Source organism: Altericroceibacterium xinjiangense (assembly GCF_003958635.1).
GTDB classification, from domain to species: domain Bacteria; phylum Pseudomonadota; class Alphaproteobacteria; order Sphingomonadales; family Sphingomonadaceae; genus Altericroceibacterium_A; species Altericroceibacterium_A xinjiangense.
In genome coordinates this window covers 190,013-213,706 of sequence record NZ_RSEK01000002.1, presented here as the reverse complement: position 1 = coordinate 213,706, position 23,694 = coordinate 190,013, and the positions used below count along the sequence as shown (strand labels likewise).

General features: G+C 64.2%; 21 protein-coding genes and 1 riboswitch. Of the genes, 10 read left to right on the top strand and 11 right to left on the bottom strand.

Going from position 1 to position 23,694, the window contains the following annotated elements; all coding sequences use genetic code 11:
* The first annotated feature begins 132 nt into the window (after positions 1-132).
* From ELY13_RS03315 to ELY13_RS03305, 3 genes are all read left to right on the top strand, one after another.
* Positions 133-915: a succinate dehydrogenase iron-sulfur subunit gene (locus tag ELY13_RS03315; protein ID WP_126172453.1), complete on the top strand. Its 783-nt coding sequence runs from the start codon at positions 133-135 to the stop codon at positions 913-915.
* Positions 912-2,027 carry a cell division protein ZapE gene (gene zapE, locus ELY13_RS03310; RefSeq protein WP_126172452.1) on the top strand — a complete coding sequence of 372 codons (1,116 nt, stop codon included), beginning with the start codon at positions 912-914 and terminating at the stop codon, positions 2,025-2,027. Before ELY13_RS03315 ends, zapE begins: the two co-directional genes overlap by 4 nt.
* Positions 2,028-2,174: 147 nt before the next feature.
* The gene (locus ELY13_RS03305; protein ID WP_126172451.1) at positions 2,175-4,379 is read left to right on the top strand and encodes a M3 family metallopeptidase; all 2,205 of its coding nucleotides are present in this window, start codon (positions 2,175-2,177) and stop codon (positions 4,377-4,379) included.
* Here the strand turns inward: ELY13_RS03305 and ELY13_RS03300 are convergent.
* The 4 genes from ELY13_RS03300 to ELY13_RS03285 all read right to left on the bottom strand — a co-directional run bounded on the left by ELY13_RS03300 (position 4,376) and on the right by ELY13_RS03285 (position 8,815).
* A complete protein-coding gene (locus ELY13_RS03300) occupies positions 4,376-5,122 on the bottom strand; it encodes an ABC transporter ATP-binding protein (RefSeq protein ID WP_126172450.1) in 747 nt (248 codons plus the stop codon). The genes ELY13_RS03305 and ELY13_RS03300 overlap by 4 nt on opposite strands.
* Complete coding sequence (locus ELY13_RS03295; RefSeq protein ID WP_126172449.1) at positions 5,119-6,072, bottom strand: FecCD family ABC transporter permease; 954 nt, start codon at positions 6,070-6,072, stop codon at positions 5,119-5,121. Before ELY13_RS03295 ends, ELY13_RS03300 begins: the two co-directional genes overlap by 4 nt.
* Entirely contained in the window at positions 6,069-6,854 is a 786-nt protein-coding gene (locus ELY13_RS03290; RefSeq protein ID WP_126172590.1) for an ABC transporter substrate-binding protein, read from the bottom strand. Before ELY13_RS03290 ends, ELY13_RS03295 begins: the two co-directional genes overlap by 4 nt.
* Positions 6,855-6,931: 77 nt before the next feature.
* Positions 6,932-8,815, bottom strand: coding sequence for a TonB-dependent receptor plug domain-containing protein (locus ELY13_RS03285; protein ID WP_126172448.1), 1,884 nt, complete (start codon positions 8,813-8,815; stop codon positions 6,932-6,934).
* A gap of 93 nt (positions 8,816-8,908) precedes the next feature.
* A riboswitch (cobalamin riboswitch) is annotated at positions 8,909-9,092 on the bottom strand.
* Between the two features lie 471 nt (positions 9,093-9,563).
* Here ELY13_RS03285 and mdh point away from each other — a divergent pair.
* From mdh to ELY13_RS03250, 7 genes are all read left to right on the top strand, one after another.
* Positions 9,564-10,526: a malate dehydrogenase gene (gene mdh, locus ELY13_RS03280; protein ID WP_126172447.1), complete on the top strand. Its 963-nt coding sequence runs from the start codon at positions 9,564-9,566 to the stop codon at positions 10,524-10,526.
* A 79-nt stretch (positions 10,527-10,605) separates the two neighbouring features.
* A complete protein-coding gene (gene sucD, locus ELY13_RS03275) occupies positions 10,606-11,496 on the top strand; it encodes a succinate--CoA ligase subunit alpha (protein WP_126172446.1) in 891 nt (296 codons plus the stop codon).
* A gap of 216 nt (positions 11,497-11,712) precedes the next feature.
* The gene (locus ELY13_RS03270; protein ID WP_126172589.1) at positions 11,713-14,550 is read left to right on the top strand and encodes a 2-oxoglutarate dehydrogenase E1 component; all 2,838 of its coding nucleotides are present in this window, start codon (positions 11,713-11,715) and stop codon (positions 14,548-14,550) included.
* A 3-nt stretch (positions 14,551-14,553) separates the two neighbouring features.
* Positions 14,554-15,765 carry a 2-oxoglutarate dehydrogenase complex dihydrolipoyllysine-residue succinyltransferase gene (odhB, locus tag ELY13_RS03265; protein ID WP_126172445.1) on the top strand — a complete coding sequence of 404 codons (1,212 nt, stop codon included), beginning with the start codon at positions 14,554-14,556 and terminating at the stop codon, positions 15,763-15,765.
* A 33-nt stretch (positions 15,766-15,798) separates the two neighbouring features.
* A complete protein-coding gene (gene lpdA / locus ELY13_RS03260; protein ID WP_126172444.1) occupies positions 15,799-17,208 on the top strand; it encodes a dihydrolipoyl dehydrogenase in 1,410 nt (469 codons plus the stop codon).
* 92 nt (positions 17,209-17,300) lie between these two features.
* On the top strand, positions 17,301-17,723 hold the full coding sequence (locus ELY13_RS03255) for a VOC family protein (RefSeq protein ID WP_126172443.1): 423 nt from the start codon (positions 17,301-17,303) through the stop codon (positions 17,721-17,723).
* A gap of 103 nt (positions 17,724-17,826) precedes the next feature.
* Positions 17,827-18,447, top strand: coding sequence for a trimeric intracellular cation channel family protein (locus ELY13_RS03250; RefSeq protein WP_126172442.1), 621 nt, complete (start codon positions 17,827-17,829; stop codon positions 18,445-18,447).
* Positions 18,448-18,462: 15 nt separating this feature from the next.
* Here ELY13_RS03250 and ELY13_RS03245 read toward each other — a convergent pair whose 3' ends face one another.
* From ELY13_RS03245 to ELY13_RS03215, 7 genes are all read right to left on the bottom strand, one after another.
* Complete coding sequence (locus ELY13_RS03245; protein WP_126172441.1) at positions 18,463-19,278, bottom strand: hypothetical protein; 816 nt, start codon at positions 19,276-19,278, stop codon at positions 18,463-18,465.
* Between the two features lie 117 nt (positions 19,279-19,395).
* Positions 19,396-19,983: a hypothetical protein gene (locus ELY13_RS03240; RefSeq protein WP_126172440.1), complete on the bottom strand. Its 588-nt coding sequence runs from the start codon at positions 19,981-19,983 to the stop codon at positions 19,396-19,398.
* Positions 19,984-20,166: 183 nt separating this feature from the next.
* Positions 20,167-20,586, bottom strand: a complete 420-nt coding sequence (rplQ, locus tag ELY13_RS03235) for a 50S ribosomal protein L17 (protein ID WP_126172439.1) — start codon at positions 20,584-20,586, stop codon at positions 20,167-20,169.
* 109 nt (positions 20,587-20,695) lie between these two features.
* Positions 20,696-21,751, bottom strand: a complete 1,056-nt coding sequence (locus ELY13_RS03230; RefSeq protein ID WP_126172438.1) for a DNA-directed RNA polymerase subunit alpha — start codon at positions 21,749-21,751, stop codon at positions 20,696-20,698.
* Positions 21,752-21,869: 118 nt separating this feature from the next.
* Positions 21,870-22,259, bottom strand: a complete 390-nt coding sequence (rpsK, locus tag ELY13_RS03225; RefSeq protein WP_046902269.1) for a 30S ribosomal protein S11 — start codon at positions 22,257-22,259, stop codon at positions 21,870-21,872.
* Between the two features lie 61 nt (positions 22,260-22,320).
* Positions 22,321-22,689, bottom strand: coding sequence for a 30S ribosomal protein S13 (gene rpsM / locus ELY13_RS03220; protein ID WP_126172437.1), 369 nt, complete (start codon positions 22,687-22,689; stop codon positions 22,321-22,323).
* A 334-nt stretch (positions 22,690-23,023) separates the two neighbouring features.
* Entirely contained in the window at positions 23,024-23,677 is a 654-nt protein-coding gene (locus tag ELY13_RS03215) for an adenylate kinase (RefSeq protein WP_126172436.1), read from the bottom strand.
* Positions 23,678-23,694: the final 17 nt, after the last annotated feature.

Below are 23,694 nucleotides of genomic sequence, written 5' to 3'. Positions count from 1 at the left end.
CGCCCCTTGTCCCTTCCGCCGTGGAAGCGCGTTGAGAAACTCTCAACGCGTATGCACTTCATCAACAAGCCTTCCGCTTGCCCCCGCGCCAGCAATCGCTAGATAGGCGGCCATCAGCCAAGGAACCTACGAATGGTCGCTTTCACCCTCCCGAAAAACAGCAGGATCAACCGCCGCGGCCGGGAACACCGCGTCGAGGGCGCCGCGCGGGTTCGCCGGCTGAAGGTTTACCGGTGGGATCCGGAAAGCGGTGAGAACCCCCGGTTCGACACGTTCGAAATCGATCTCGACACCTGCGGTCCGATGGTTCTGGACGCCCTGATCAAGATCAAGAACGAAATCGACCCGACGCTGACCTTCCGCCGTTCGTGCCGTGAAGGGATCTGCGGCTCCTGCTCCATGAACCTCAACGGCCGCAACGGACTTGCCTGCACGACCGCAATCGAGGACCTGAAGGGTGAAATTCGCATCACCCCGCTGCCGCACATGGAGGTGGTGAAGGACCTGGTGCCCGATTTCACGCACTTCTACGCCCAGTACGCCTCCATCCGTCCCTGGCTGCAAACCGTGACGACCCAGCCGAGCGGGAAGGAGCGGTTGCAGACTCCGCAGCAACGCGAGAAGCTGGACGGACTGTATGAGTGCATCCTGTGCGCCTGCTGTTCGACCGGGTGCCCGTCCTACTGGTGGAACTCGGACAAGTTCCTCGGCCCCGCTATCCTGCTGCAGGCTTACCGCTGGATTTCGGACAGCCGCGATGAGGTGACGGGTGATCGGCTGGACGAACTGGAAGACCCGTTCCGCCTCTATCGCTGCCACACGATCATGAACTGCGCCAACGTCTGCCCAAAGGGGCTGAACCCGGCCAAAGCGATCGCGGAAATCAAGAAGCTGCAGGTGGAGCGCGACATCTGAGCGGACTGCTTGACCGCTACCGCGCCCTCGTCTCCGCGGGTGAACTCCGCCCGGATCCCGAGCAGGAAGCCGCCGCCGCTCAGCTGGATCGACTGCAACGGGACCTTGAAACGGCACGCGCGCCCGGGATGCTGGACCGCTTGTTCGGTCGCAAGCAGGAACGGCCGCGCGGGATGTATCTGTGGGGAGGGGTCGGACGCGGCAAGTCGATGCTGATGGACCTCTTCCATCAGACCTTGGCGATCGACGATAAGCGGCGGGTGCACTTCCACGCTTTCATGCTTGAAGTTCACCAGCGCCTGCGCGAAGTCCGCAAGTCAGAAACCGGGGACCCGATCCCCGCCGTCGCCGCTGCCATCGCCGAGGGAGCACGGTGCCTCGCGTTTGACGAGATGGTGGTCAACAACTCGGCGGATGCGATGATCATGAGCCGGCTATTCCGCGCTCTGATCTGCGACGAAGGGGTGACAGTCGTCACCACGTCCAACCGCCCCCCGCCCGATCTGTACAAGAACGGCCTGAACCGCGAGCACTTCCTGCCCTTCATCGCCTTGGTCGAAAGGCAACTGGACGTCCTCCCGCTTAACGGCCCGGTGGATTACCGCCTGGAACGGCTTGCCGGGATCGAGACCTGGCACACGCCGTTGGGTGACCAAGCGACGGCGCAGGTGCGCGAAGCCTTCTACCGCCTCACCGACTACCCGCCGGAAGATGCCGAACATGTCCCTTCGGCCGATCTGGACCTTGGCGGCGGGCGCACGGTTCACGTTCCGAAAAGCCTCAAAGGCGTTGCGGTGTTCAGCTTCAAGCGGTTGTGCGGGGAACCGCGCGGAGCAGCGGATTATCTTACGATCGCCCACGCCTATCACACGGTGATCATCGTGGGGATCCCGGTGATGGGGTCCGACATGCGCAACGAAGCGGCGCGGTTCGTCACCTTGATCGATGCGCTTTACGAAAACCGGGTCAAGTTATTCGCAACTGCGGCGGAGGAACCGGAAAACCTCTACAGCGCGGGCGATGGCCGTTTTGAATTCGAGCGTACCGTCAGCCGTCTGATGGAGATGCAAAGCGCGGACTATCTGGCGCAAGGGCACGGCGAGGAAGGCTGAAAGGCACCCTCTTCTGTCCGGGAATGCTCTTTTGGTTGCGGGACGCGGTTGCGCGGGCCAGCTCCGGCCAGCCGATGCGGTTGCAATTGCAAGTAATCTCGGGTCCAAGAGATGTTTGTTCCGATGCAAACCTGACCTGAGAGACTGATGAAATCAACAATCCTTGCTGCCGTGGCCTGTGCCGCGCTTGTTGCCGGATGCACGACCATGCAGAACCCATCTCCCCTCGCCGCCGAGACACCCGTGGGAGTTCCCGCTGCCGCAATCCCGCAAGGGACCGGGTACTTCGCGGACCTGTCCACGCTTCCGTTTCAGGCGCCGGATTTCTCCCGCATCCAGGACAGTGACTACCTTCCCGCCATTGAGCAGGGAATGGCCATCCAGCAGGCCGAAGTGCAGGCGATTGCCAACAATCCCGAAGCACCCAGCTTCGACAACACGATCGTGGCGCTGGAGAAATCCGGCCAGATGCTGAACAGGGTGATGAACGTATTCGGTGCCGTTATTGGAGCGAACACCAACGATACGCTCGATGCCGTAAACGCCGAGGTCTCACCCCGGCTCACCGCCCATTCCGATGCGATCAACCTCGATCCCCAGCTCTTTGCGCGGGTCAAGGCGGTCTACGACAACCGCATGGCGATGAGCCTCATGCCCGAAGATGCCCGGCTGCTGGAGAGGACCTATGAACGGATGGTCCACGCCGGTGCCCTGCTGACACCCGCCCAGAAGGAACAGGTGAAGGCCATCAACACGGAGCTTTCCAGCCTGACCACGCAGTTTTCCCAGCAGCTGACGCGGGCCACCCGCGATGCCGCGCTGGTGATTGAAGACAAGGCAAAGCTGGCCGGCCTCAGCGAGCAGGAAATCGCGACTGCGGCCAAGGAAGCGCAGGATCGCGGGCTGCCCGGGAAATACGTCCTGGCGCTGCAAAACACGACTCAGCAGCCCTATCTTGCCAAGCTGACCGATCGCGCGACGCGCGAGGCGCTGTTCAACGCCAGCTGGAATCGCGCCGTCCAGGGAGGAGAGGACGACACCCGCCCTCTGATCACCCGGATCGTGGACCTGCGCGCGCAGAAGGCAGCCCTGTTCGGGCAACCCAACTATGCCAGTTATACGATGTATGACCGGATGGTTAAGGATCCGCAAACCGCCATTCAGTTCATGCAGCAGATGGTCCCTGCACTCGCCGCGACGCAGCGGCGGGAAGCTGCGCTGCTGAACGCGCAGATCGAGGAAGAAGGCGGCGATTTTACGGTCCAGCCGTGGGACTGGGACATGTACGCCGAAAAGGTGCGCAAAGCCCGGTTCGATATCGACGAAGATGCGGTCAAGCCGTACCTCGAGCTGCGCCGTGTGCTTGAAGACGGGGTGTTCTATGCCGCGAACCGGCTTTACGGACTGACATTCAAGCAGCGCACGGATCTTCCCACCTATCACCCGGACGTGTGGACCTACACCGTCCATGACAAGGACGGATCGGAGCTGGGGCTGTTCTATTTCGATCCGTTCCAGCGGCCCAACAAGCGCGGCGGCGCGTGGATGTCCAACTTCGTCGATCAAAGCGACCTCTACGGCACCAAGCCGGTGATCTACAACGTCCTCAACATCCCCAAAGCGCCTGAAGGCGAGCCGCAACTGATCAGCTTCGACTGGACGACTACGACGTTCCACGAATTCGGCCATGCGCTGCACGGGTTCTTCGCGGATCAGAAGTACCCGTCGCTGTCCGGCACCAGCGTGGCGCGGGATTTCGTGGAGTATCCGAGCCAGGTAAACGAGACTTGGGCAACCGATCCCGAAGTGCTGGCGAACTATGCGAAGCACTATCAGACGGGAGAGACCATCCCTGCTGATCTTGTTCGTAAGATCGAGGAGTCCGGCAAGTTCAACCAGGGATATGCGCTGGGTGAAGTGGTCGAGGCGGCGCTGCTCGACATGAAATGGCACTCCCTTTCGCCTGAACAAGCGCAGGGCATCGATCCAAACGCCTTCGAGGCGAAGGCCCTCAACGATCTGGGGCTTGAGGTATCGCTGGTTCCGCCGCGCTACCGCAGCAGCTACTTCCGCCACGTTTTTGCCAGCGGCTACGCAGCGGGTTACTACTCGTACCTTTGGACCGAGATGCTGGATCGGGACAGTCGGCAGTGGTTCGAGGAGAATGGTGGACTGACGCGCGCGAACGGCGATCACTTCCGCGAGACGGTTCTCAGCCGCGGGGGCACGCAGGACTACCTGACGATGTACCGCGCGTTCACGGGTCATGAGCCACAAGTTGAGCCGATGTTGGAAGCGCGGGGACTGATCGGCAATGATCCCGAGCCCCAGCACGCGGACGAAGTCGGCTAAGGCAGCGACGCAAGGAGGGCGCGCTCTCCCGGACACCCGGACCAGCGCGCCCTTACCTTCCACACTGCGTCGATCATCTCTGCCGAAAGCGCCTTTTCCGCGGGGCCGTCGGCGACGAGGCACCCCGCGTCGAGCACCAGCACCCGATCCGCGTAGTTCATTGCAAGTGCCAGATCGTGCACGACGAGAACTACGCCGACACCCTCCCGCGCCACCGAGCGCAAAAGCTCAAGCAGCGCAAGCTGATGCCCCAGGTCAAGGGCGGCGAGCGGTTCGTCGGCGAGGATCCATTCCGGTTGGCCAGCGAGAACCCGCGCGAGCAGGACCCGCGCCCTCTCTCCTCCCGAGAGTGTTGAGACCGGCCGCGACGAGAAGGATGTCAGGTCGACGGCATCCAGCGCGTGCACAACGGAAGTTTCGTCCCGGTCACCGTGCGGAATGCGACCGAGCGCCACGAGGCTTCGCACCGAAATGTCCCACGCGATTTCACCCGCTTGCGGCAAGTATCCGATGCGCTGCGCCTTCTCCCGTGGATGGAAGGACGTCATAGCGTTCCCCTCGAGCGTAACCGTTCCGGTCGAAGGCCGCGTCAGTCCGGCAAGGCAGGAAAGCAGGGTGGATTTTCCCGCCCCGTTGGGGCCGCAGATGGCCGTAATCGTTGCTGGTGCAATGTCGGCAGTGACATCGTGCAGCACCGTGGTCTTTCCCAGTCTGACGCTCAGCGCTTCGGCAATCAGGCTCATGCGAGCCCCCGCCGCATTCTCAGCAGGAGCCACAGGAAAAAGGGTGCACCAATCAGGCTGAGAGCGATGCCCAGCCGCAATTCGGTGACGATCGGCAAGATGCGGCAGAGGCTATCTGCGATCAGCACCAGCAAGCCGCCGGCAAGTGCGCTCGGAATCATCAAAGAACTGGGTTGGCGATCCGTCAGTGGGCGGACAAGATGCGGCACGATCAGACCGACAAAGCCGATGATCCCAGCCACTGCGACCGCGCCGCCGACGGTCAATCCGACGCCGGCAATCAGGAGCCACTGCAGGCGCACAGGGTCAGCCCCGAGGGACCGCGCCGCTGCCTCTCCCAGAGTCAGCGCGTCCAGCCCGCGCCCGGCGATGTGAAGCAAAGCCAGTCCGCCAAAGGTCAGGGGTGCCGCAATCCAGACGTCGGACCAGCCCCTGTCCGTCAGCGCCCCCATCAGCCAGGTTATGATTTCGCTCGTCGCAAAGGCATTCGGCGCAAGGCTGATCACGAGGGACGTCAACGCCCCAGCCAGGCTGGCGATCATCATGCCGGCGAGGGTAAACAGCGCAATTCCTCCGGTTCGCCCGGCGATCAAGGCGAGCAACGCCATGGCCCCGCCTGCGCCCAGCAACGCGAAAAGCGGGAGCATGAACGGAAATTCCGCAGGTCCAAGCCAAAGGCTGAACACGGCACCCAGCGCGGCTCCCGGGGCTATTCCGAACAAGCCGGGATCGGCGAGCGGATTGCGCAAGTATCCCTGCATCGCGGCTCCTGCCGCTCCCAGCCCCATGCCGATCGTCACCGCCAGCAAAGTCCGCGGAAAGCGCAGTTCCGCGAGTATGATCACGGCGTTCGGCGTGCTGGCTGGATCGAGCCAAACGCGTCCTGCCAGCAGCGAAAGCGGCAGCATGGCCAGCAGCAGGACAATCAGCAGTGGAACCGGCCGGGTCATGGCAAGCGGTCCCTAATGGTGTGAAGTCGCTTCACGGCCCGGATGATCGTCGGGCCGCCGCAATAGAGAAGCGCGGGATCGAACTGCTCGTAGCGGACTCCCTCAAGCTCTCGGAGCGCCGGGTGCGACAGCATCCGTTCTCCCCCTGCTGCCAGGATTACCCGAGGCGGGTCTGTCAGCACGCGTTCGAGCGGGAGGTAGGCCCCCTGCCCCAGCCCGCGTGCGGCCGACAAGCTCGAAAAACCGGTGTGCGCCAGAAGCTGTGCGATCAGCGATTCCTCCCCCGGAACGATCCCGCCTTCCTGCCAGACGAGCGCGGTAGCCGGCGTTTCCGTCCATCGGGTACGGCCAAGTGCCTGTTCGATCCGGGCGACGAGCGCCTTGCCGCGGTCCGGGTGACCGGCCAGGGCGGCGAGCCGCTCAACCTGAGCTTCGCTGTCCGCTATTGTGGAAGCAACTCCGAACGTCTCAACCCGAACACCGAGCTTTCGGAAAGCCTCGGCGCGGGTGCGGGGCAGAAAGCTGCTTGCCACCACGATATCGGGATCAAGCGCCAGCACTTCCTCCGCCGTTCCGCCTGTTGCACGAAACCTGCGCGCTTGCATTTGGGGCATTGAAGCCGCGCGCGGATCGTGACTGAAGTGCGAGATAGCCCGGATTTGTTCCGGGTCAGCCACTTCAGCCAGGATCGCGTCCGTGCAAGGGTTGAGCGAGACCAATGTCGGGTGCCGCCGATCGACTAATGCCGTCCGTCCTTTCGTACAGCCGCCGACGATCCCCATCGAAAGAAGAACACACCCGATCAGCGCTCGAGTTCGCAGCGGTCGAAGAACGCGCCGACGCAGCACGGCACACCCGCTCAAAAGCGCGCTCGCGCACCTAGATACGCCGAGCGTCCCAGCGTCCCGTAACCGGCTGCGGTCTGGTAGCGGTCATCCGTTACGTTCTCGACCCTTCCGAATAGTTCAACTGTGGCAGTCAAGGGAACGCTGGCACGCGCGGTGAGCACTTCATAGCCCACGAGACGCAGGGTGTTTGCTGCATCGTCGAAACTGCCGGAGACGATCCGCAGATCCATTCCCAAGGCCAGAGCTATCGGCGTGACCCAGTCAGCTGAGAGGGTTGCGGCATGGCTCGGCCGGCGAGCCAGATCGTTGCCGAACTCGGCCGAACTTGCGCTGCGGTTCTTTGCTTCCAGGTACGTGTAGACCGCCGCAAGCCGCAGGGTCGGCGTCGGCCTCACTGCCGCTTCCGTTTCAATCCCCTGCGCGCGGGCCAAGCCGATGTTGTCATACGTGCCAAAGGGACGGCCTGCGCAGATGCCCGAGGCTGTTCCGAAACAGGAGAAGAAATCGATCAGGTCACGGCTGTTTCGACGAAAAGCAGTGAGCGCGAAGTGAACCCCTGCACTTCTGTCACCCACCTCCAGCGCGAGGTCATAGCTGTGGCTGCGTTCCGGCTGCAGCGACAAGTTCCCGTAGTCCGACAACAGCTGATACAGGGTCGGAGCCTTGAAGCCTTCGCCATAGCTGGCTCTCAGGCGCCACTCCCGATAAAGTTCGACGACCCCGTCCGCTCCGAAACTCCACGCGCTCCCGAACCGCGAATGGTCGTCCACCCGCAGCCCGACGGCAAGGTGCGCCCCGTCCCCCTCGAAATCGAACTGGGAGTAAGCTCCCGCCAAGACTGCCCGCGCGCGCGGATCGCTGGAGGTCCTGAAATGGGTTGCTTCCCGCTCGCCCCCGAAGTCCAGCGCCCAGTGGTCGGTAATCTCCAGCCTTCCGCGAAGTGCGGCCTGCTCACTGGTCCCGCTGCTCGAGAACGTCGGCGAGGAACCCAGAGCCGGGTCGTACAAGTCCCGTTCCGTTTCGGCGACTGCCAGGGTTCCGCGTAACTGGAGCCGGCCGGTTGCGTACTCAAGCCCCAAGAGCCCCAGGAACTGCTCAGTGTTCTGGTATTCCGCCGTATCAGCCAGTCGATATTCTGGAGCGGGAAATCCGTCGGTTTCCAGCCGACTGTCTGCATAGCGCACCGTGGCCAGCGCCGTCAGGCTGGGGGCGACGGTCATGTGGATCTTGCCGCCAAGCGCGGTCTGGCGGAAACCGTCCGCTTCCTGCCCGTCGGCTGCGGCGGAAACGCCATCACTGCGGATGGTGGCGGCGTTCAGCGCAAGCCCGGCTTCGTCATTTCCGACCCCAGCCGACAGGGTGAGATAGGCGCTGTCCTGGGCCCCGTACTCCGCACTCGCCCCCAAGCCTCGGGCGAAGCGGGTCGTCACCGCCAGAATGCCGCCGACCGCCTGATTTCCCCAGATGGTGCTGTTCGATCCGCGCAAAACCTCGATCTTCGAAATTGTGCCCGGCACGAGGTTGCCGAAGTCGAACCCCGCCCCGGGAGCTGCAGGATCGGCGACGCGGACGCCGTCGATAAGCACCAGCAGCTGTTCAGTCTTGGCTCCGCGGATACTTACGCCGGTGAATGCGCCCAGTCCGCCGTTGCGGGAAAAGGTGAGTCCGGGCACGCGCTCCAGCACTCGGGTTAGGTCCGGCCCTTGCAGGGCCTCGATCTCCTCGTGCGAGATGACGGTTACAGCCTCCCCAGTCCTGTCGACCCGTTCCGGGATGCCGGACGCCAGCACGGTGATCTGATGATCGCCAGCCGGAACGGCGGAGATGAGTTCCTGGGCTGCGGCAGGGGAACTGGGCAGGATCAGGGTGAAAACAGGTAGCAGATACTTGCGCATAAGTCCTCTCGGCATGACGGAATGCCGCTCATGGCGAGAGGCGCAGGGAATCCCTGCGTCTTTCCGCTGCCGACAGTGCACCCCGCCTGTGGCCGAACGACGCGTGCGCGGACAGGTCTCCTGGCTCGCCGGATCATTGCTGGCGCGTCTGCCTTCCCGGTTGCCCAGTGGCTTGTGCGACGCGCCCGCTCCCCGGTCACAGTTGCGGGGGCAGCCCGGGTGTTTCACCCGGTTCCCTCAGAGCCGTGAAGCTCCGGCCCGACCTTTCGGGCATCCGTGACGCTGGCATCGCCTTAGCGGCGGACGAGGCACGCGGGCAAGAGGCTTCGAAAAACCGGGCGATGCAAGGAACCCGGAGGCGGGACTGGCGTAGCTTGTTGGCAAAACACATCCTGGCGGGGATGTGCGAACGAACGTGCCTGCCACTTATTGCTATTGCGAACTGATATCGAAGATAGTCCGCAACTAGGCGTTTTTCGCAGTTGCAATGGGGTTTTGCCGGGCCTACGGCATCCCCGGAGAGCTTCCGGGCGGCGAAATCAACCCGTTGTCCCGGCGGCGAAAACTACGGTGTTGCCCGGACCACGAGCCAAGCTGCAGTCCGGGCAGCCGGAATGACAAGCCCGGTGCCGGGGCGGCGGACATTTCGCCTGATCCGGGCATCGGCCATCGACCGGCGGAGCCCCCCTTGCGGGCGGCGGGAGCCCGCCTGTGATTCAGCCCGCACGTCCACGACGCGAGGAGACTTATGGCCCGCAAGAAAATTGCCCTGATTGGTGCCGGCAACATCGGCGGTACGCTTGCCCATCTGGCAGCGCAGAAGGAACTGGGCGACGTCGTCCTGTTCGACATTGCCGAAGGGATTCCGCAGGGCAAGGCGCTGGACCTGGCGCAGTGCGGCCCGGTTGAAGGCTTCGACGCGAAGATCACCGGCACGAACGACTATGCCGACATCGCAGGCGCGGACGTGATCATCGTCACCGCCGGCGTTCCCCGCAAGCCGGGGATGAGCCGCGACGATCTGCTGGGCATCAACCTGAAGGTGATGAAGGCGGTCGGCGAAGGCATCCGCGACAACGCGCCTGACGCGTTCGTGATCTGCATCACCAACCCGCTGGACGCGATGGTCTGGGCGCTGCGCGAATATTCGGGCCTGCCCCACAACAAGGTCGTGGGCATGGCCGGCGTGCTAGACAGCGCGCGTTTCGCGACGTTCCTGGCTTGGGAATTCGGCGTTTCCGTTCGGGACGTGAACGCGTTCGTGCTCGGCGGCCACGGCGACACGATGGTGCCGGTGGTCGAGTATTCGACCGTTTCGGGCATTCCGATTCCCGACCTCGTCAAGATGGGCAAGTCCACCAGCGAACAAATCGACGCGATCGTGCAGCGCACCCGCAGCGGCGGCGGCGAGATCGTGGGCCTGCTGAAGACCGGATCGGCGTTCTATGCCCCGGCGACGTCCGCCATCGCGATGGCCGAGGCTTATCTGCGCGACCAGAAGCGCATCCTGCCCTGCGCGGCGCACCTGACCGGCCAGTACGGCGTGGACGGGCTGTATGTCGGCGTTCCGGCGGTAATCGGCGCGGACGGGATCGAGGAAGTGGTCGAGATCGCGCTCAACGACGAGGCGAAGGCCAATCTCCAGGTGTCGATCGACGCGGTCAAGGACCTGCTGGAAGCCTGCAAGGGCATCGACGGGAACCTGAAGTAAGGATTTGCGCATCCCGGCGGCTCACCCCGCCGGGACCGGGCCGGCAAGCGCCGGCGCGCACAGAAGAAAAGGCAAGCGGATGAGCATTCTCGTCAACAAGAACACCAAGGTCATCACCCAGGGCATGACCGGTGAGACCGGCACGTTCCACACCCAGCAGGCGCTGGATTACGGGACCCAGATGGTCGCGGGCGTCACCCCCGGCAAAGGCGGGCAGACCCACATCGGCCTGCCGGTCTACAATACGGTAGCCGAAGCGAAGCACGAGACCGGCGCGACCGCGTCCGTGATCTATGTTCCGCCGCCGTTCGCTGCGGATTCGATCCTTGAGGCGATCGATGCGGAGATCGAGCTGATCGTTGCGATCACCGAAGGCATTCCGGTGCTGGACATGGTGCGGGTGAAGCGCGCGCTGACCGGTTCGAAGTCCCGCCTGATCGGGCCGAACTGTCCCGGCGTCCTGACGCCCGGCGAGTGCAAGATCGGCATCATGCCGGGTTCGATCTTCAAGAAGGGTTCGGTCGGCGTGGTTTCCCGCTCCGGCACCCTGACGTACGAAGCGGTGTTCCAGACCACCAACATCGGCCTTGGCCAGACCACCGCGGTCGGCATCGGCGGCGATCCGGTGAACGGCACGAACTTCATCGACGTGCTGGAGCTGTTCCTGGCTGACGACGAAACCAAGTCGATCATCATGATCGGCGAAATCGGCGGCAGCGCGGAAGAAGAAGCCGCGCAGTTCCTGAAGGACGAAGCGAAGCGCGGGCGCAAGAAGCCGGTTGCGGGCTTCATCGCCGGCCGCACCGCCCCTCCCGGACGGCGCATGGGCCATGCAGGCGCAATCGTTTCCGGCGGCCAGGGCGGCGCGGAAGACAAGATCGCGGCGATGGAAGAAGCCGGTGTCCGCGTAGCGGATTCGCCGAGCGAACTGGGAACCACGCTGGCGGCGTTGCTGAAGGAAGTCGCATAACAGTGGACCGGCGTTCCGGTCTTTCGAGCCAAATCCTTGCAGTTGCAGGGACTTGGTTCGTCAGGCCGGGCCTTTCCTGCGCAGCGAAACCGGAACCGGCGCTGCCGCGATCTGTTCGGACTTAGCAGCCTGCCGTGATCCCTTGCCGAGCCGCAGGGTCCTGATCGGCACTATTCCTGAGGTACCGCCCCCATGAGGGCAGACGAAAGCCAGACAATGGGTAACGAGCCGCACGATTTCCTTCCCGACCTGGTCCCGGACGGACCGCAGGCGGGGCCGAGCTGGGCCAATCCGAAATGGCCGCTGGTCGGCGCCGAGGACGATCTGACCCAGGCGCTCGATCCCACGGCGATGAAGCTGGCGGTCAAGCAGGCAGCGGCCAAGGCTGGGAAGCCGATGGACGAGAAGGCGGTCGAGCAGGCCGCCGGCGATTCCATCCGCGCGATGCTGCTGATCCGCACCTACCGCGTGCGCGGCCACCTTGCGGCGAATCTCGATCCGCTAGGCTTGTCCACGCGCGAAATTCCGGCCGATCTGACGCCGGAATACCATGGCTTCACGGGCGAGGCGCTGAACCGCCCGGTCTATCTCGGCGGAACGCTGGGCCTTGAATGGGCGACCATTCCGGAGCTGGTCACCGTTCTGCGCACAAATTACTGCGGCCAGATCGGCTTCGAATACATGCACATCGCCGATGTGGAGGAGCGCCGCTTCATCCAGGACCGGATCGAGGGCCCGGACAAGGTCATCACCTTCACCCCGGAAGGCAAGACGGCGATCCTTTCCGCCGTAATCCGGGGCGAGGAATACGAGAAGTTCCTGGCGAAGAAGTACGTCGGGACCAAGCGCTTCGGCCTCGATGGCGGGGAATCGATGATCCCGGCGCTGGAAGCGGTCATCAAGTACGGCGGCCACTTCGGCGTGCGCGAGATCGTCTACGGCATGGCCCACCGCGGGCGGCTGAACGTCCTCGCCAACGTGATGGCGAAGCCGTACCGCGTGATCTTCCACGAATTCTCCGGCGGATCGGCCAATCCCGACGACGTCGGCGGATCGGGCGACGTGAAGTATCACCTGGGCACGAGCACCGACCGGGAATTCGACGGGATCAAGGTGCACATGAGCCTGGTCCCCAACCCCTCCCACCTGGAAGCGGTGGACCCGGTGGTGCTGGGGAAGGTGCGCGCGCAGCAGGCTTTCCGTGACGACCTGAAGAAGCACGAGGAAGTGCTGCCGGTGCTGATCCACGGCGATGCGGCCTTTGCCGGGCAAGGCATCGTCTGGGAATGCCTGACATTTTCCGGGGTGCGCGGCTACAACACCGGCGGCTGCATCCATTTCGTGATCAACAACCAGATCGGCTTCACCACCAGCCCGAAGTTCGCCCGCTCCTCCCCCTACCCCTCCGATGTCGCCAAGGGTGTCCAGGCGCCGATCCTGCACGTGAACGGCGACGATCCGGAAGCGGTGACCTTCGCCTGCAAGCTGGCGATCGATTACCGCCAGTGCTTCAAGCGCGACATCGTGATCGACATGTGGTGCTATCGCCGCTTCGGCCACAACGAGGGTGACGAGCCGAGCTTCACGCAGCCGCTGATGTACGACCGGATCCGGCAGCATCCGCGGGTGAGCGAGCTTTATTCCGAGCGCCTGCTGGCCGAGAACATGATCGATGCAGGCACTGCCCCGGCGCTGCGGGAGCAGTTCACCGATCACCTGACCGGAGAGTTCGAGGCCGCCAAGAGCTACAAGGCGAACGAGGCCGACTGGTTCGCCGGGCGCTGGAGCGGCTTGCACAAGCCGGCCGATCCGGAGACTGCGCGGCGCAACGTGGACACCGGAATTTCCGGCAAGCTGTTCGAAAGCCTTGGCCGCACGCTGAGCACGGTCCCCGAAGACCTGCAGATCCACAAGACGCTGTCCCGGGTGATCGACGCCCGGCGGCAGATGTTCGAAGGCGGCCAGGGATTCGACTGGGCCACCGCCGAGTCGCTCGCTTTCGGCAGCCTGGTGACCGAGGGTTTCGGGGTGCGGCTTTCCGGGCAGGATTCCGGGCGCGGCACCTTCAGTCAGCGCCACGCGATCTGGCTCGACCAGCGGACCGAGCGCAAGTACATCCCGCTGACCACCCTGCCGCACGGCAAGTTCGAGGTCTATGACAGCCCACTGTCGGAATACGGCGTGCTCGGCTTCGAGTACGGGTTCGCGATGGCGGATCCCAAGACGCTGGTGTGCTGGGAAGCGCAGTTCGGCGATTTCGCCAACGGCGCGCAGATCATCATCGACCAGTTCATTGCCTCGGGTGAAGTGAAGTGGCTGCGCGCCAATGGCCTGGTCCTGATGCTGCCGCACGGGTACGAGGGCCAAGGCCCGGAACATTCATCCGCCCGGCTTGAGCGTTTCCTCCAGCTGTGCGCCAACGACAACATCCAGGTGTGCAACATCACCGTCCCGGGCAATTACTTCCACGTGCTGCGCCGGCAGATGCTGCGGCCGTTCCGCAAGCCACTCGTCATCATGACGCCCAAGTCGCTGCTGCGGCATCCGCTGGCGAAGTCGACCGCCGACGAGTTCCTGGACGACAGCCACTTCCGGCGGATCGTTTCCGACACCAAGGAAATCGCCGACGCGAACGTGAAGCGGCTGGTGCTCTGTTCCGGCAAGGTCGCCTACGATCTGATCGAGAGGCGCGATGCCGAAGGGCTGGAGGATGTCTCGATCGTGCGGATCGAGCAGCTCTATCCGTTCCCGGGTGAAGCGCTCGCCGTCCGGTTGAAGCGGATGACCAACCTGGAGGACGTCGTCTGGTGTCAGGAGGAGCCGCGCAACAACGGCGCATGGTTCTTCGTCGAAAGCCAGATCGAGGATGCTCTCACCGCCTCCGGGCACGAAGGGATGCGGCCGGGTTACGCCGGGCGGGAAGTCGCTGCATCGCCCGCGACCGGGTTTGCCAAGCGGCATCAGGTTCAGCAGGATGCTCTCGTCACCATAGCGCTGGGGCTGGCCGATGGCGGCAAGGCGCGGCGGATGCTCAAGCAAGTCAAGAAGGGCTGACAAATGGCCAGTGAAGTCAAGGTTCCCACGCTCGGCGAGTCCGTTTCCGAGGCGACGATCGGCGAATGGCTGAAGAAGCCCGGCGATCCGGTCGCGCTCGATGAGCCGATCGCCAGCCTCGAGACCGACAAGGTCGCGGTGGAAGTGCCCTCGCCGGTCGCCGGCGTGATGGGCGCGTACAAGGCCGAAGTCGGCCAGACGGTCGAGGTTGGCGCGGTAATCGCGACGATCGAGGAAGGCGCCGCTGCCGGCGCTCCGCCTGTGAAGGAACGGGAAGCCGCTGCTCCTGCTCCTTCACCGGCTCCCTCTGCTGCCAAGGGGAGCGAGGGCGACGCGGCGACGCTGTCTCCGTCCGTTCGCCGTGCGGTGCTGGAGCACGGGATCGATCCCTCTGCCGTGAAGGGCACCGGCAAGGATGGGCGCCTGACGAAGGAGGACGTTCTCGCGGCTGCCAAGGCGAAGGAATCCGCCCCGGCCGAAGCGTCCACCGCATCTTCCGCCGCGCCTTCCGGGGAGCGGCGCACCGAGCGGGTGAAGATGACTCGCCTGCGCCAGACCATCGCCCGCCGCCTGAAGAGTGCGCAGGACGATGCCGCGCTGCTGACCACCTTCAACGACTGCGACATGTCCGCGGTGATCGAAGCGCGGGAGCGGTACAAGGACGTCTTCGCCAAGAAGCACGACATCAAGCTCGGCTTCATGAGCTTTTTCGCCAAGGCTGCCTGCCTTGCGCTGAAGGACGTGCCCGCGGCCAATGCGCAGATCGAAGGGGACGAGATCGTCTACCACGATTACGTCGACATCTCGGTTGCGGTCAGCGCGCCCAACGGGCTTGTCGTGCCGGTGGTCCGCAACGCCGACCGGATGAGCTTTGCCGAGATCGAGCAGGCCATCGCCAACTTCGGCAAAAAGGCGAAGGACGGCACGATGACGATGGAAGACATGAAGGGCGGCACCTTCACGATTTCCAACGGCGGCGTGTTCGGCAGCCTGATGTCCACCCCGATCATCAACCCGCCGCAGAGCGCGGTGCTGGGGCTCCACCGGATCGAGGACCGCCCCGTCGCGATCAACGGCGAGGTTGTGATCCGGCCGATGATGTACCTGGCTCTGTCGTACGACCACCGCCTGATCGATGGGCGCGAGGCCGTGACCGCGCTGAAGATCATCAAGGATGCGATCGAAGATCCGATGCGGATGCTGATCGACCTGTGAGTGTTTACCTGACGAAGTAAGGAATCCGCCCGAATGGCTGACCAGACCTACGACTACGACGTGCTCGTCATCGGCGCCGGACCGGGTGGCTATGTCGCCGCGATCCGCGCCGCGCAGCTCGGCCTCAAGACCGCCTGCGCCGAAAGCCGCGAGACGCTGGGGGGCACCTGCCTCAATGTCGGGTGCATTCCCTCAAAGGCACTGCTCCACGGGTCCGAATTGTTCGAGGAAGCCGAGGACGGCGTGCTGGCCAAGTGGGGCATCAAGGCGGAAAAGGTCAGCCTGGATCTTGATGCCCTGCACGGCGAAAAGGCCAAGGCCGTCACGGAACTGACCGGCGGGATCGAGTACCTTTTCAAGAAGAACAAGGTCACCTGGCTGAAAGGCCACGCCCGGTTCACCGATGCCCACACCGTTGAGGTGAACGGCGAAACGGTCACCGCGAAGGACATCGTCATCGCGACCGGATCTTCCGTCACCCCGCTGCCGGGTGTGGAGATCGATAACGAGCAAGGCGTCGTGGTCGATTCCACTGGCGCCCTCGCCCTGGCGAAAGTGCCTGACCATCTCGTGGTGATCGGCGGCGGCGTGATCGGGCTGGAACTCGGCTCCGTCTGGCGGCGCCTGGGCGCGAAAGTGACCGTGGTCGAATTCCTCGACCAGCTGCTGCCCGGCATGGACGACGAAGTCCGCAAGGAAGCGGGCAAGCTGTTCAAGAAACAAGGCATGGAGCTTCGCCTGTCGACCAAGGTCACCGGCGTCAGCGTGAACGGCAGCAAGGCGACGGTGTCGGTCGAACCCGCTGCGGGCGGTGACGGCGAGACGCTGGAGGCGGATTGCGTGCTGGTCGCCATCGGCCGCAAGCCCAACACCGAAGGTCTAGGGCTGGATGCGATCGGGCTGGAAACCAGCCAGCGCGGCCAGATCGAGACCGACCACGATTTCCGCACGAAGACCGATGGCGTCTGGGCAATCGGTGACGTGATCCCCGGCCCGATGCTGGCCCACAAGGCCGAGGATGAAGGCATTGCCGTGGCCGAGAACATCGCCGGGCAGACGGGCATCGTGAACCACGCCGTCATCCCGAGCGTCGTCTATACGATGCCGGAATTCGCCGGGGTCGGCGTGACCGAGGAAGCGGCCCGGGAAACCGGCAAGGCGGTCAAGGTCGGCAAGTTCCCGATGATGGCCAACAGCCGCGCCAAGACCAACCGTGACACCGATGGCTTCGCCAAGGTCATCGCCGACGCCGAGACGGACCGCGTGCTGGGCGTGTGGATCGTTTCCAGCCTGGCCGGCACGATGATCGCCGAAGCCGCGCTGGCGATGGAATTCGGCGCGACGAGCGAGGATATCGCCTACACCTGCCACGCCCACCCGACCCATTCCGAAGCCCTGAAGGAAGCGGCCATGGCGGTTCAGGGCAAGCCCATCCACATCTGAACATCGGGTTCCCGCGCAGGCGGGAACCCGCCATGTCTGCCCTGTCTCCCGAAGGATTTGCCCCGCCGGGTGGAACGCGTGAGGAATTAGCGATGCTTCGTCCCTTCCACCTCGCCTTTCCTGTCCGCGACATTGCGGAAGCCCGCGCGTTCTGGGGCGGCGTCATCGGCTGCCCGGAAGGGCGCAGCGCCCCCGACTGGGTGGATTTCGACTTCTACGGCCATCAGATCGTCGCCCACTGCGTTCCAGGCCACGGCGGAGCGGATGAGGGGGCCAACCCGGTTGATGGACACGATGTCCCGGTGCCGCATTTCGGAATCGTGCTGACAATGGAGGACTGGCAGGCGCTGGCTGGCCGGCTGAAGGCCGCCGGCGTGTCCTTTATCATCGAACCGCACGTTCGCTTCCCCGGCCAGCCGGGGGAGCAGGCGACGATGTTCTTCCGCGATCCTTCCGGCAATGCGATCGAGATGAAAGCATTTGCCGACCTGAAGCAGCTGTTCGCTACCGAGTAATCGCCTGCCGAGTGCGAGTGAGACAGCGATGCGGAACTGCATAGCTCCAGCGCCTGTTGCCACTGCCGATCGGCCACTCCCCTGATCCTCGGAAACGTTCGCTGTGATCCCACTCGCTGCTCCCGCCCTGCCTCCGATACTGGACCTTGCGGGAACCGCCGTGTTCGCGCTCACCGGAGCACTCGCCGCCGCGCGGCTGCGGCAGACGTTCGTCACGGTGGCGTTTTTCGCGCTGGTCACAGGGGTTGGCGGCGGATCGGTGCGCGACGTGTTGATCGGGGTGCCGGCGTTCTGGATGCGCGATCCCTGGGTCGCCCCGGTAATCCTGGTAATTGCCTTGCTTGCGTGGTTCACCCCCCGCCGCTGGTGGGAGCACGAACTGCTGGAGTGGGCCGATGCCGCGGGGCTGGCGGTGTTTTCCGTACTGGGAACGGCCAAGGCGCTGGCGCTGGGGGTCGCACCCGTCCCGGCGGTCGTACTGGGCGTGGTCAGCGGCTGCGCGGGCGGCATCATCCGCGACGTGCTGGCCGGCATCCCGTCGATCCTGATGCGGCCCGAGCTTTATGTCACGGCGGCAGCGCTTGCGGCGACGTTGTGCGCCCTTGGATCTACGCTGGTCAGCCCGCACTGGGCCGTGTGGGGCACCGCCGCGCTGGCCGGGTTCTCCCTGCGCGGCGCGGCGATGGTCTGGCGGATCGAACTGCCCACCTATTCCCGCGAGTAAGCGCGGAGCGGGCGATCAGTAACCGGGGGTGGCATACCCGCCGCCGGTGGCGGCACGCACCCGGGCGTAGGTTTCATCATCGTACTGGCGATCGGTCACCGGCGGGCCGGAACCGCCGTCGCTGCCGGTCCACACCGGCCGGTCATCGTAGTCGTCGGACCGGTAAGGATCATCGCGGTAGTCGCCTCCGTAGGAGCCTGCATCGCGGTAATCGCCTCCATATGAGCCCGTATCGCGGTAATCGGCGCCGTACGGATCGTCTCCGTAACCGCGGTCCGTGTCCCGGTAGCCGGCGTTGTAGGAGCCACCGTACGTATCGGCATTGACGCCGCGGATACGTCCGTCGTTGCCGATTTCACAGGTCCACCCGGCGCCATTGTCCAAGCGGCCGGAAACTTGCCAGCCGTAGGCGTCGCGGTTCGCACGTTCGACCGAGTCAACTCGCACGCGCCCGCGTTCCACTTCATCAACGCACATGTCGACGGCGCGATCGATCCCGCTGCTCTGCCGGTAGTCCGACCGGTCAGGGTAAGGCGGCGGGAGCGGAGCGGATCGATTGCGGCTGGACCGGCTCGCCGCGGTCGCCACTGCGGCGATGCCTCCAAGGATCAGCACGCCCGCAAGCACATCGCCGGTGCTGGGGCCCCGGCGGTAGTGCCGATAGGGATAGCGGTAAGGTCCGTACCCGGCGCTCTCAATCCCGGTATTCACGCTGGCGCCCAAAACCGCGGACGGTGCATACGGCAAGCTGGCAGCGGAAGCGGGCGCCGCCATTGAGACGGAAGCCGCGACTGCGAGGCCGGCGGCGAAACGATCAAGCTTGAGTGCCATGGGAGGCGTTCCTTGAGATGGCGGATTCCTGCTGTCGAACAGGCCGCGCGATACAGGGCAAGCTAGGCGGCACAGGCTTGCATCCGCCTGAACCGCCTGGCCTTCCCTCATGCCTTGCTAGAGGCCACGAATGCCCTTGAAGCGAATATCCTCTACCCGGCCGTAGCGGACGTCGCAGGTGAACCTGCCGCTGTCGTAACCGCGGTACTCGTCATTCCACCCGCGGTAGTCGTTATCCCAGCCGCGGCCGTAACGGCTGTCACCCCGGCGCCAGTCGTGACCCATCTGGTTTACCGCGATCCGGCCTTCCACCCGGTAACCGTCGCGCCGATCCCTGACCTTGCGAATGTCCGTCACCTGGGAACGGCCGCCGTAGGAATAGCGGTTGGCGGTACGCTCGGCGGCGTAGACGCATTGCTCTACCGCGGCGCGAGGATGATCGCGCGCGTAGCCGCGCCGATCGTAGCGGTCGTCGTAGCCGCGCCGGTCATAGCGGTAGTCGTCATAGCGGTAACGATCGCGGTTGTTGCCGGCGGCGGACGCCACGGCGGCGATCCCGCCGAGGATCAAGGCCCCTGCGATCACATCGCCTGTGTCGATCCCGCCCCGGTCATAGCGGTCGCGGGCCTGCGCCGGAGCAGCCGAAGCTATCGCCATCGCGCCCGCCGCGACGGTTCCGACCAAGGTTTTGGAAATGGTCTTCATGGGGTTATCCTCTCGACTCCTTGGGCAGGAAATGCCCGGCATCAGTCGGGTCTAGAGGATCAACCGTGAGACAAGGCTGAACTGCGCGGAAAGATGCGGTTCACCAAACCGGCACATAAAATGAACAAAAAAGCGGCCGCAGTCGAGGACCGGGCCGCCTTTCTGGTGTCGATGCGGGTAAGCTTACGCGTCGGCGTAATCTTCCTCGGTGGCAACCGGACCGCTGTCCTGCCCCTTGGCAGCGAAGTCACGATCGACCAGTTCGATGATCGCCATCGACGCGGCGTCGCTGGCGCGCAGGCCTGCCTTGATGACGCGAGTGTAGCCGCCTTCCCGGTTGGCGTACCGTTCCGCCAGGACCTCGAACAGCTTCTTTTCCTGCGTCTCATCCATCATGCGGCTATGCGCGAGGCGGCGGTTGGACAGCCCCCCGTGCTTGGCAAGCGTGATCAGCTTTTCGACGTAGGGGCGCAGTTCCTTCGCCTTAGGCAGAGTGGTGGTGATCTGCTCATGCTTGATCAGCGCCGCTGCCATGTTGCGCAGCAGGGCAGCGCGGTGGCCGCTCTTGCGCTGCAGCTTACGACCAGAAATTCCGTGACGCATTGTGTACTCCGTTCGTTAGGGGCCCGTATGAGGTAGCCCAGACCTGGCGGCTGTCGGGGTCGCCGCCTTCACCCGTGGCAAGTCCCCGTCACGGACGGGGACCCGAAGGTCAGCCCAGAAGCTCTTGCTCAAGCTTCTTGGCCATCTCCTCGATGTTCTCAGGCGGCCAGCCGGGGATGTCCATTCCGAGGCGCAGCCCCATTCCGGACAGCACTTCCTTGATCTCGTTGAGCGACTTGCGGCCGAAGTTCGGCGTCCGCAGCATCTCGGCTTCGGTCTTCTGGACCAGGTCGCCGATGTAGATGATGTTGTCGTTCTTGAGGCAGTTGGCCGAGCGGACCGACAGCTCCAGTTCGTCCACCTTCTTGAGAAGGTAGCGATTGAGCTGGTTGGCGTCGCTTTCTTCCGGCTGCGCGGCGATGCCGGCGACGGGAGTCGAGGGCTGCGGAATGCCTTCCTCGAAGTGAACGAACAGCGAAAGCTGGTCCTGCAGGATGCGCGCGGCGTAGGCAACGGCGTCCTCAGGCGTCACGGTGCCGTCGGTCTCGATCGTCAGCGACAGCTTGTCGTAGTCCAGTTCCTGCCCGACGCGAGCGTTCTCAACCTTGTAGCTGACCTGACGCACGGGCGAATAGAGCGAGTCCACCGGGATCAACCCGATGGGCGCGTCGGCCGGACGATTGGACACGGCGGGAACATAGCCCTTCCCGACGTCTGCCGTCAGTTCCATGTTCAGCGTCGCGCCTTCGTCGAGGTGACAAATGACGTGGTCCTTGTTCATCACCTCGATGTCGCCGCTGACGGCGATGTTACCGGCCGTCACTTCAGCCGGCCCGGTGACGGACAACTGCAGGCGCTTGGGCCCTTCGCCTTCCATCCTCAGCGCGATCTGCTTCACGTTCAGGACGATGTCCGTCACGTCTTCGCGCACGCCGGCGAGGGAGGAGAATTCGTGCAGCACGTTCTCGATCCGGATCGAGGTGATCGCGGCGCCCTGCAGCGAGGAGAGCAGCACGCGGCGCAGGGCGTTGCCAAGCGTGAGGCCAAAGCCGCGCTCGAGCGGTTCGGCGACAAACGTGGCCTTGCGCCGGGCGTCGCCGCCGGACTTGACGTCCAGGCTATTGGGTTTCTTCAGTTCCTGCCAATTCTTCGTATTGACGGACATGGACTTCCCCTTGGGTGTTACTGACAGCACCGGCCGCTAACGCTGGAGCGCCGCGGCCGATGCGAATTTGCAAAGTGCGACCCCTGTGATCGAAACCCGGGTCACATGGCAGGTTCGATCAGACGCGACGGCGCTTGGACGGCCTCACGCCATTGTGCGGGATCGGGGTAACGTCGCGGATCGAGGTGATGGTGAAACCCACCGCCTGCAAAGCGCGCAGCGCGCTTTCACGGCCCGAGCCCGGCCCCTTGATCTCGACTTCGAGCGTGCGCACGCCGTGTTCGGCGGCTTTCTTGCCTGCGTCGTCGGCCGCGACCTGCGCCGCGTACGGCGTCGACTTGCGGCTGCCCTTGAACCCCATCATGCCGGCGCTGGACCAGCTGATCGCATTGCCCTGCGCGTCGGTGATGGTGATCATGGTGTTGTTGAAGCTGGCGTTCACGTGCGCGACGCCGCTGCTGATATTCTTACGTTCCCGCCTACGGATGCGCTGGGGTTCGCGTGCCATGTGGTCTATCCCTAAATCCAGAGCCGCTCAAGAAAGCGGCTGAGCTGTCGAAGACGAAGGATTACTTCTTCTTGCCGGCGATCGGCTTGGCCTTGCCCTTGCGGGTGCGCGCGTTGGTGTGCGTGCGCTGTCCGCGGACCGGCAGGCCCTTGCGGTGACGCAGCCCACGGTAGCAGGCGAGGTCCATCAGGCGCTTGATGTTCATCGCGGTTTCGCGACGAAGATCGCCTTCGACGGTGTAATCGGAATCGATCGCTTCGCGGATCTGGGCAACTTCCTGATCGGTCAGGTCCTGCACGCGGCGGGCATGATCGATATTCAGCTTGGTGGCGATATCCTTCGCCGCCCGGGGGCCAATACCGTGAATGTAGGTGAGCGCGATGATCACGCGCTTGTTGGTGGGGATATTCACCCCGGCAATACGAGCCACTGGATTCTCCTGCTCCACAGGGGTTCCGCGCCGTGCCCTCGTGGCGGACGCACCCCTATCTCATCGCTTCGTTTCCTCGAGAGCCGCGGCCGCCGTGCCACGACAAAAAAGCCCGGGTGGCGCGCACCAAGGCTGACGCCCGCCGGACTTGTCCGCAACTGTCGAGTAACCGGCAGTTAAGATGATTCGCCAAAGACGTCAACACACAATGGCAAAAAAGGGCGCGAGGAAAACCTCGCACCGCGTCCGCCACGCCGATAGGCGCTTTCTGTAGCGTAAACCAAGCCCAAGGTCAAAAAAGCACAGGTGACGGAACTGGCACAAGACCGCAATTCTACGCGCCTTGCGCGAGAACGCCTTCCACCTCGTCCGTGACAGCCCCGATGTCCGCCATTCCGTCCACCCGCGTGACAATCCCGCGCGCATCATAGAACGGGAGGATCGGGGCCGTCTTCTTGCGGTATTCGGCCATCCGCGTGCGGACGGTTTCTTCGTTGTCGTCCTTGCGCCGAGCGAACTCGGTGCTCCCGCACTTATCGCACACGCCTGGCGTCTGCGGGAGCTTGTGCGTGTCGTGATACCCTTCCCCGCAACTGGAGCAGGAGAAGCGCCCGGTGATCCGTTCAACCAGCGCGTCTTCGTCCACCAGCAGCTCGATCACGTGATCGAGCTTGCGGTCGTGACCCGCGAGGATCGCGTCAAGCTGTTCGGCCTGGGCCACTGTGCGCGGGTACCCATCGAAGATGGCGCCAGTGGCTGGCCCCATCGCGACGAGTTCCGCATCGATCAGGGCTGAGACGATCTCGTCGGAGACGAGCTCCCCCCGTGCCATGACTTCGGCCGCCTTGATCCCCACGGGGGTGCGCGCCGCAACCGCAGCCCGCAGCATCTCTCCGGTGGAGAGCTGCCGCATCCCATGGTGTTCCACCAGGCGAGCGGCCTGCGTGCCCTTCCCCGCGCCGGGGGGACCGAGAAGGATAATGTTCACGCGCCCTCTTCCGTATG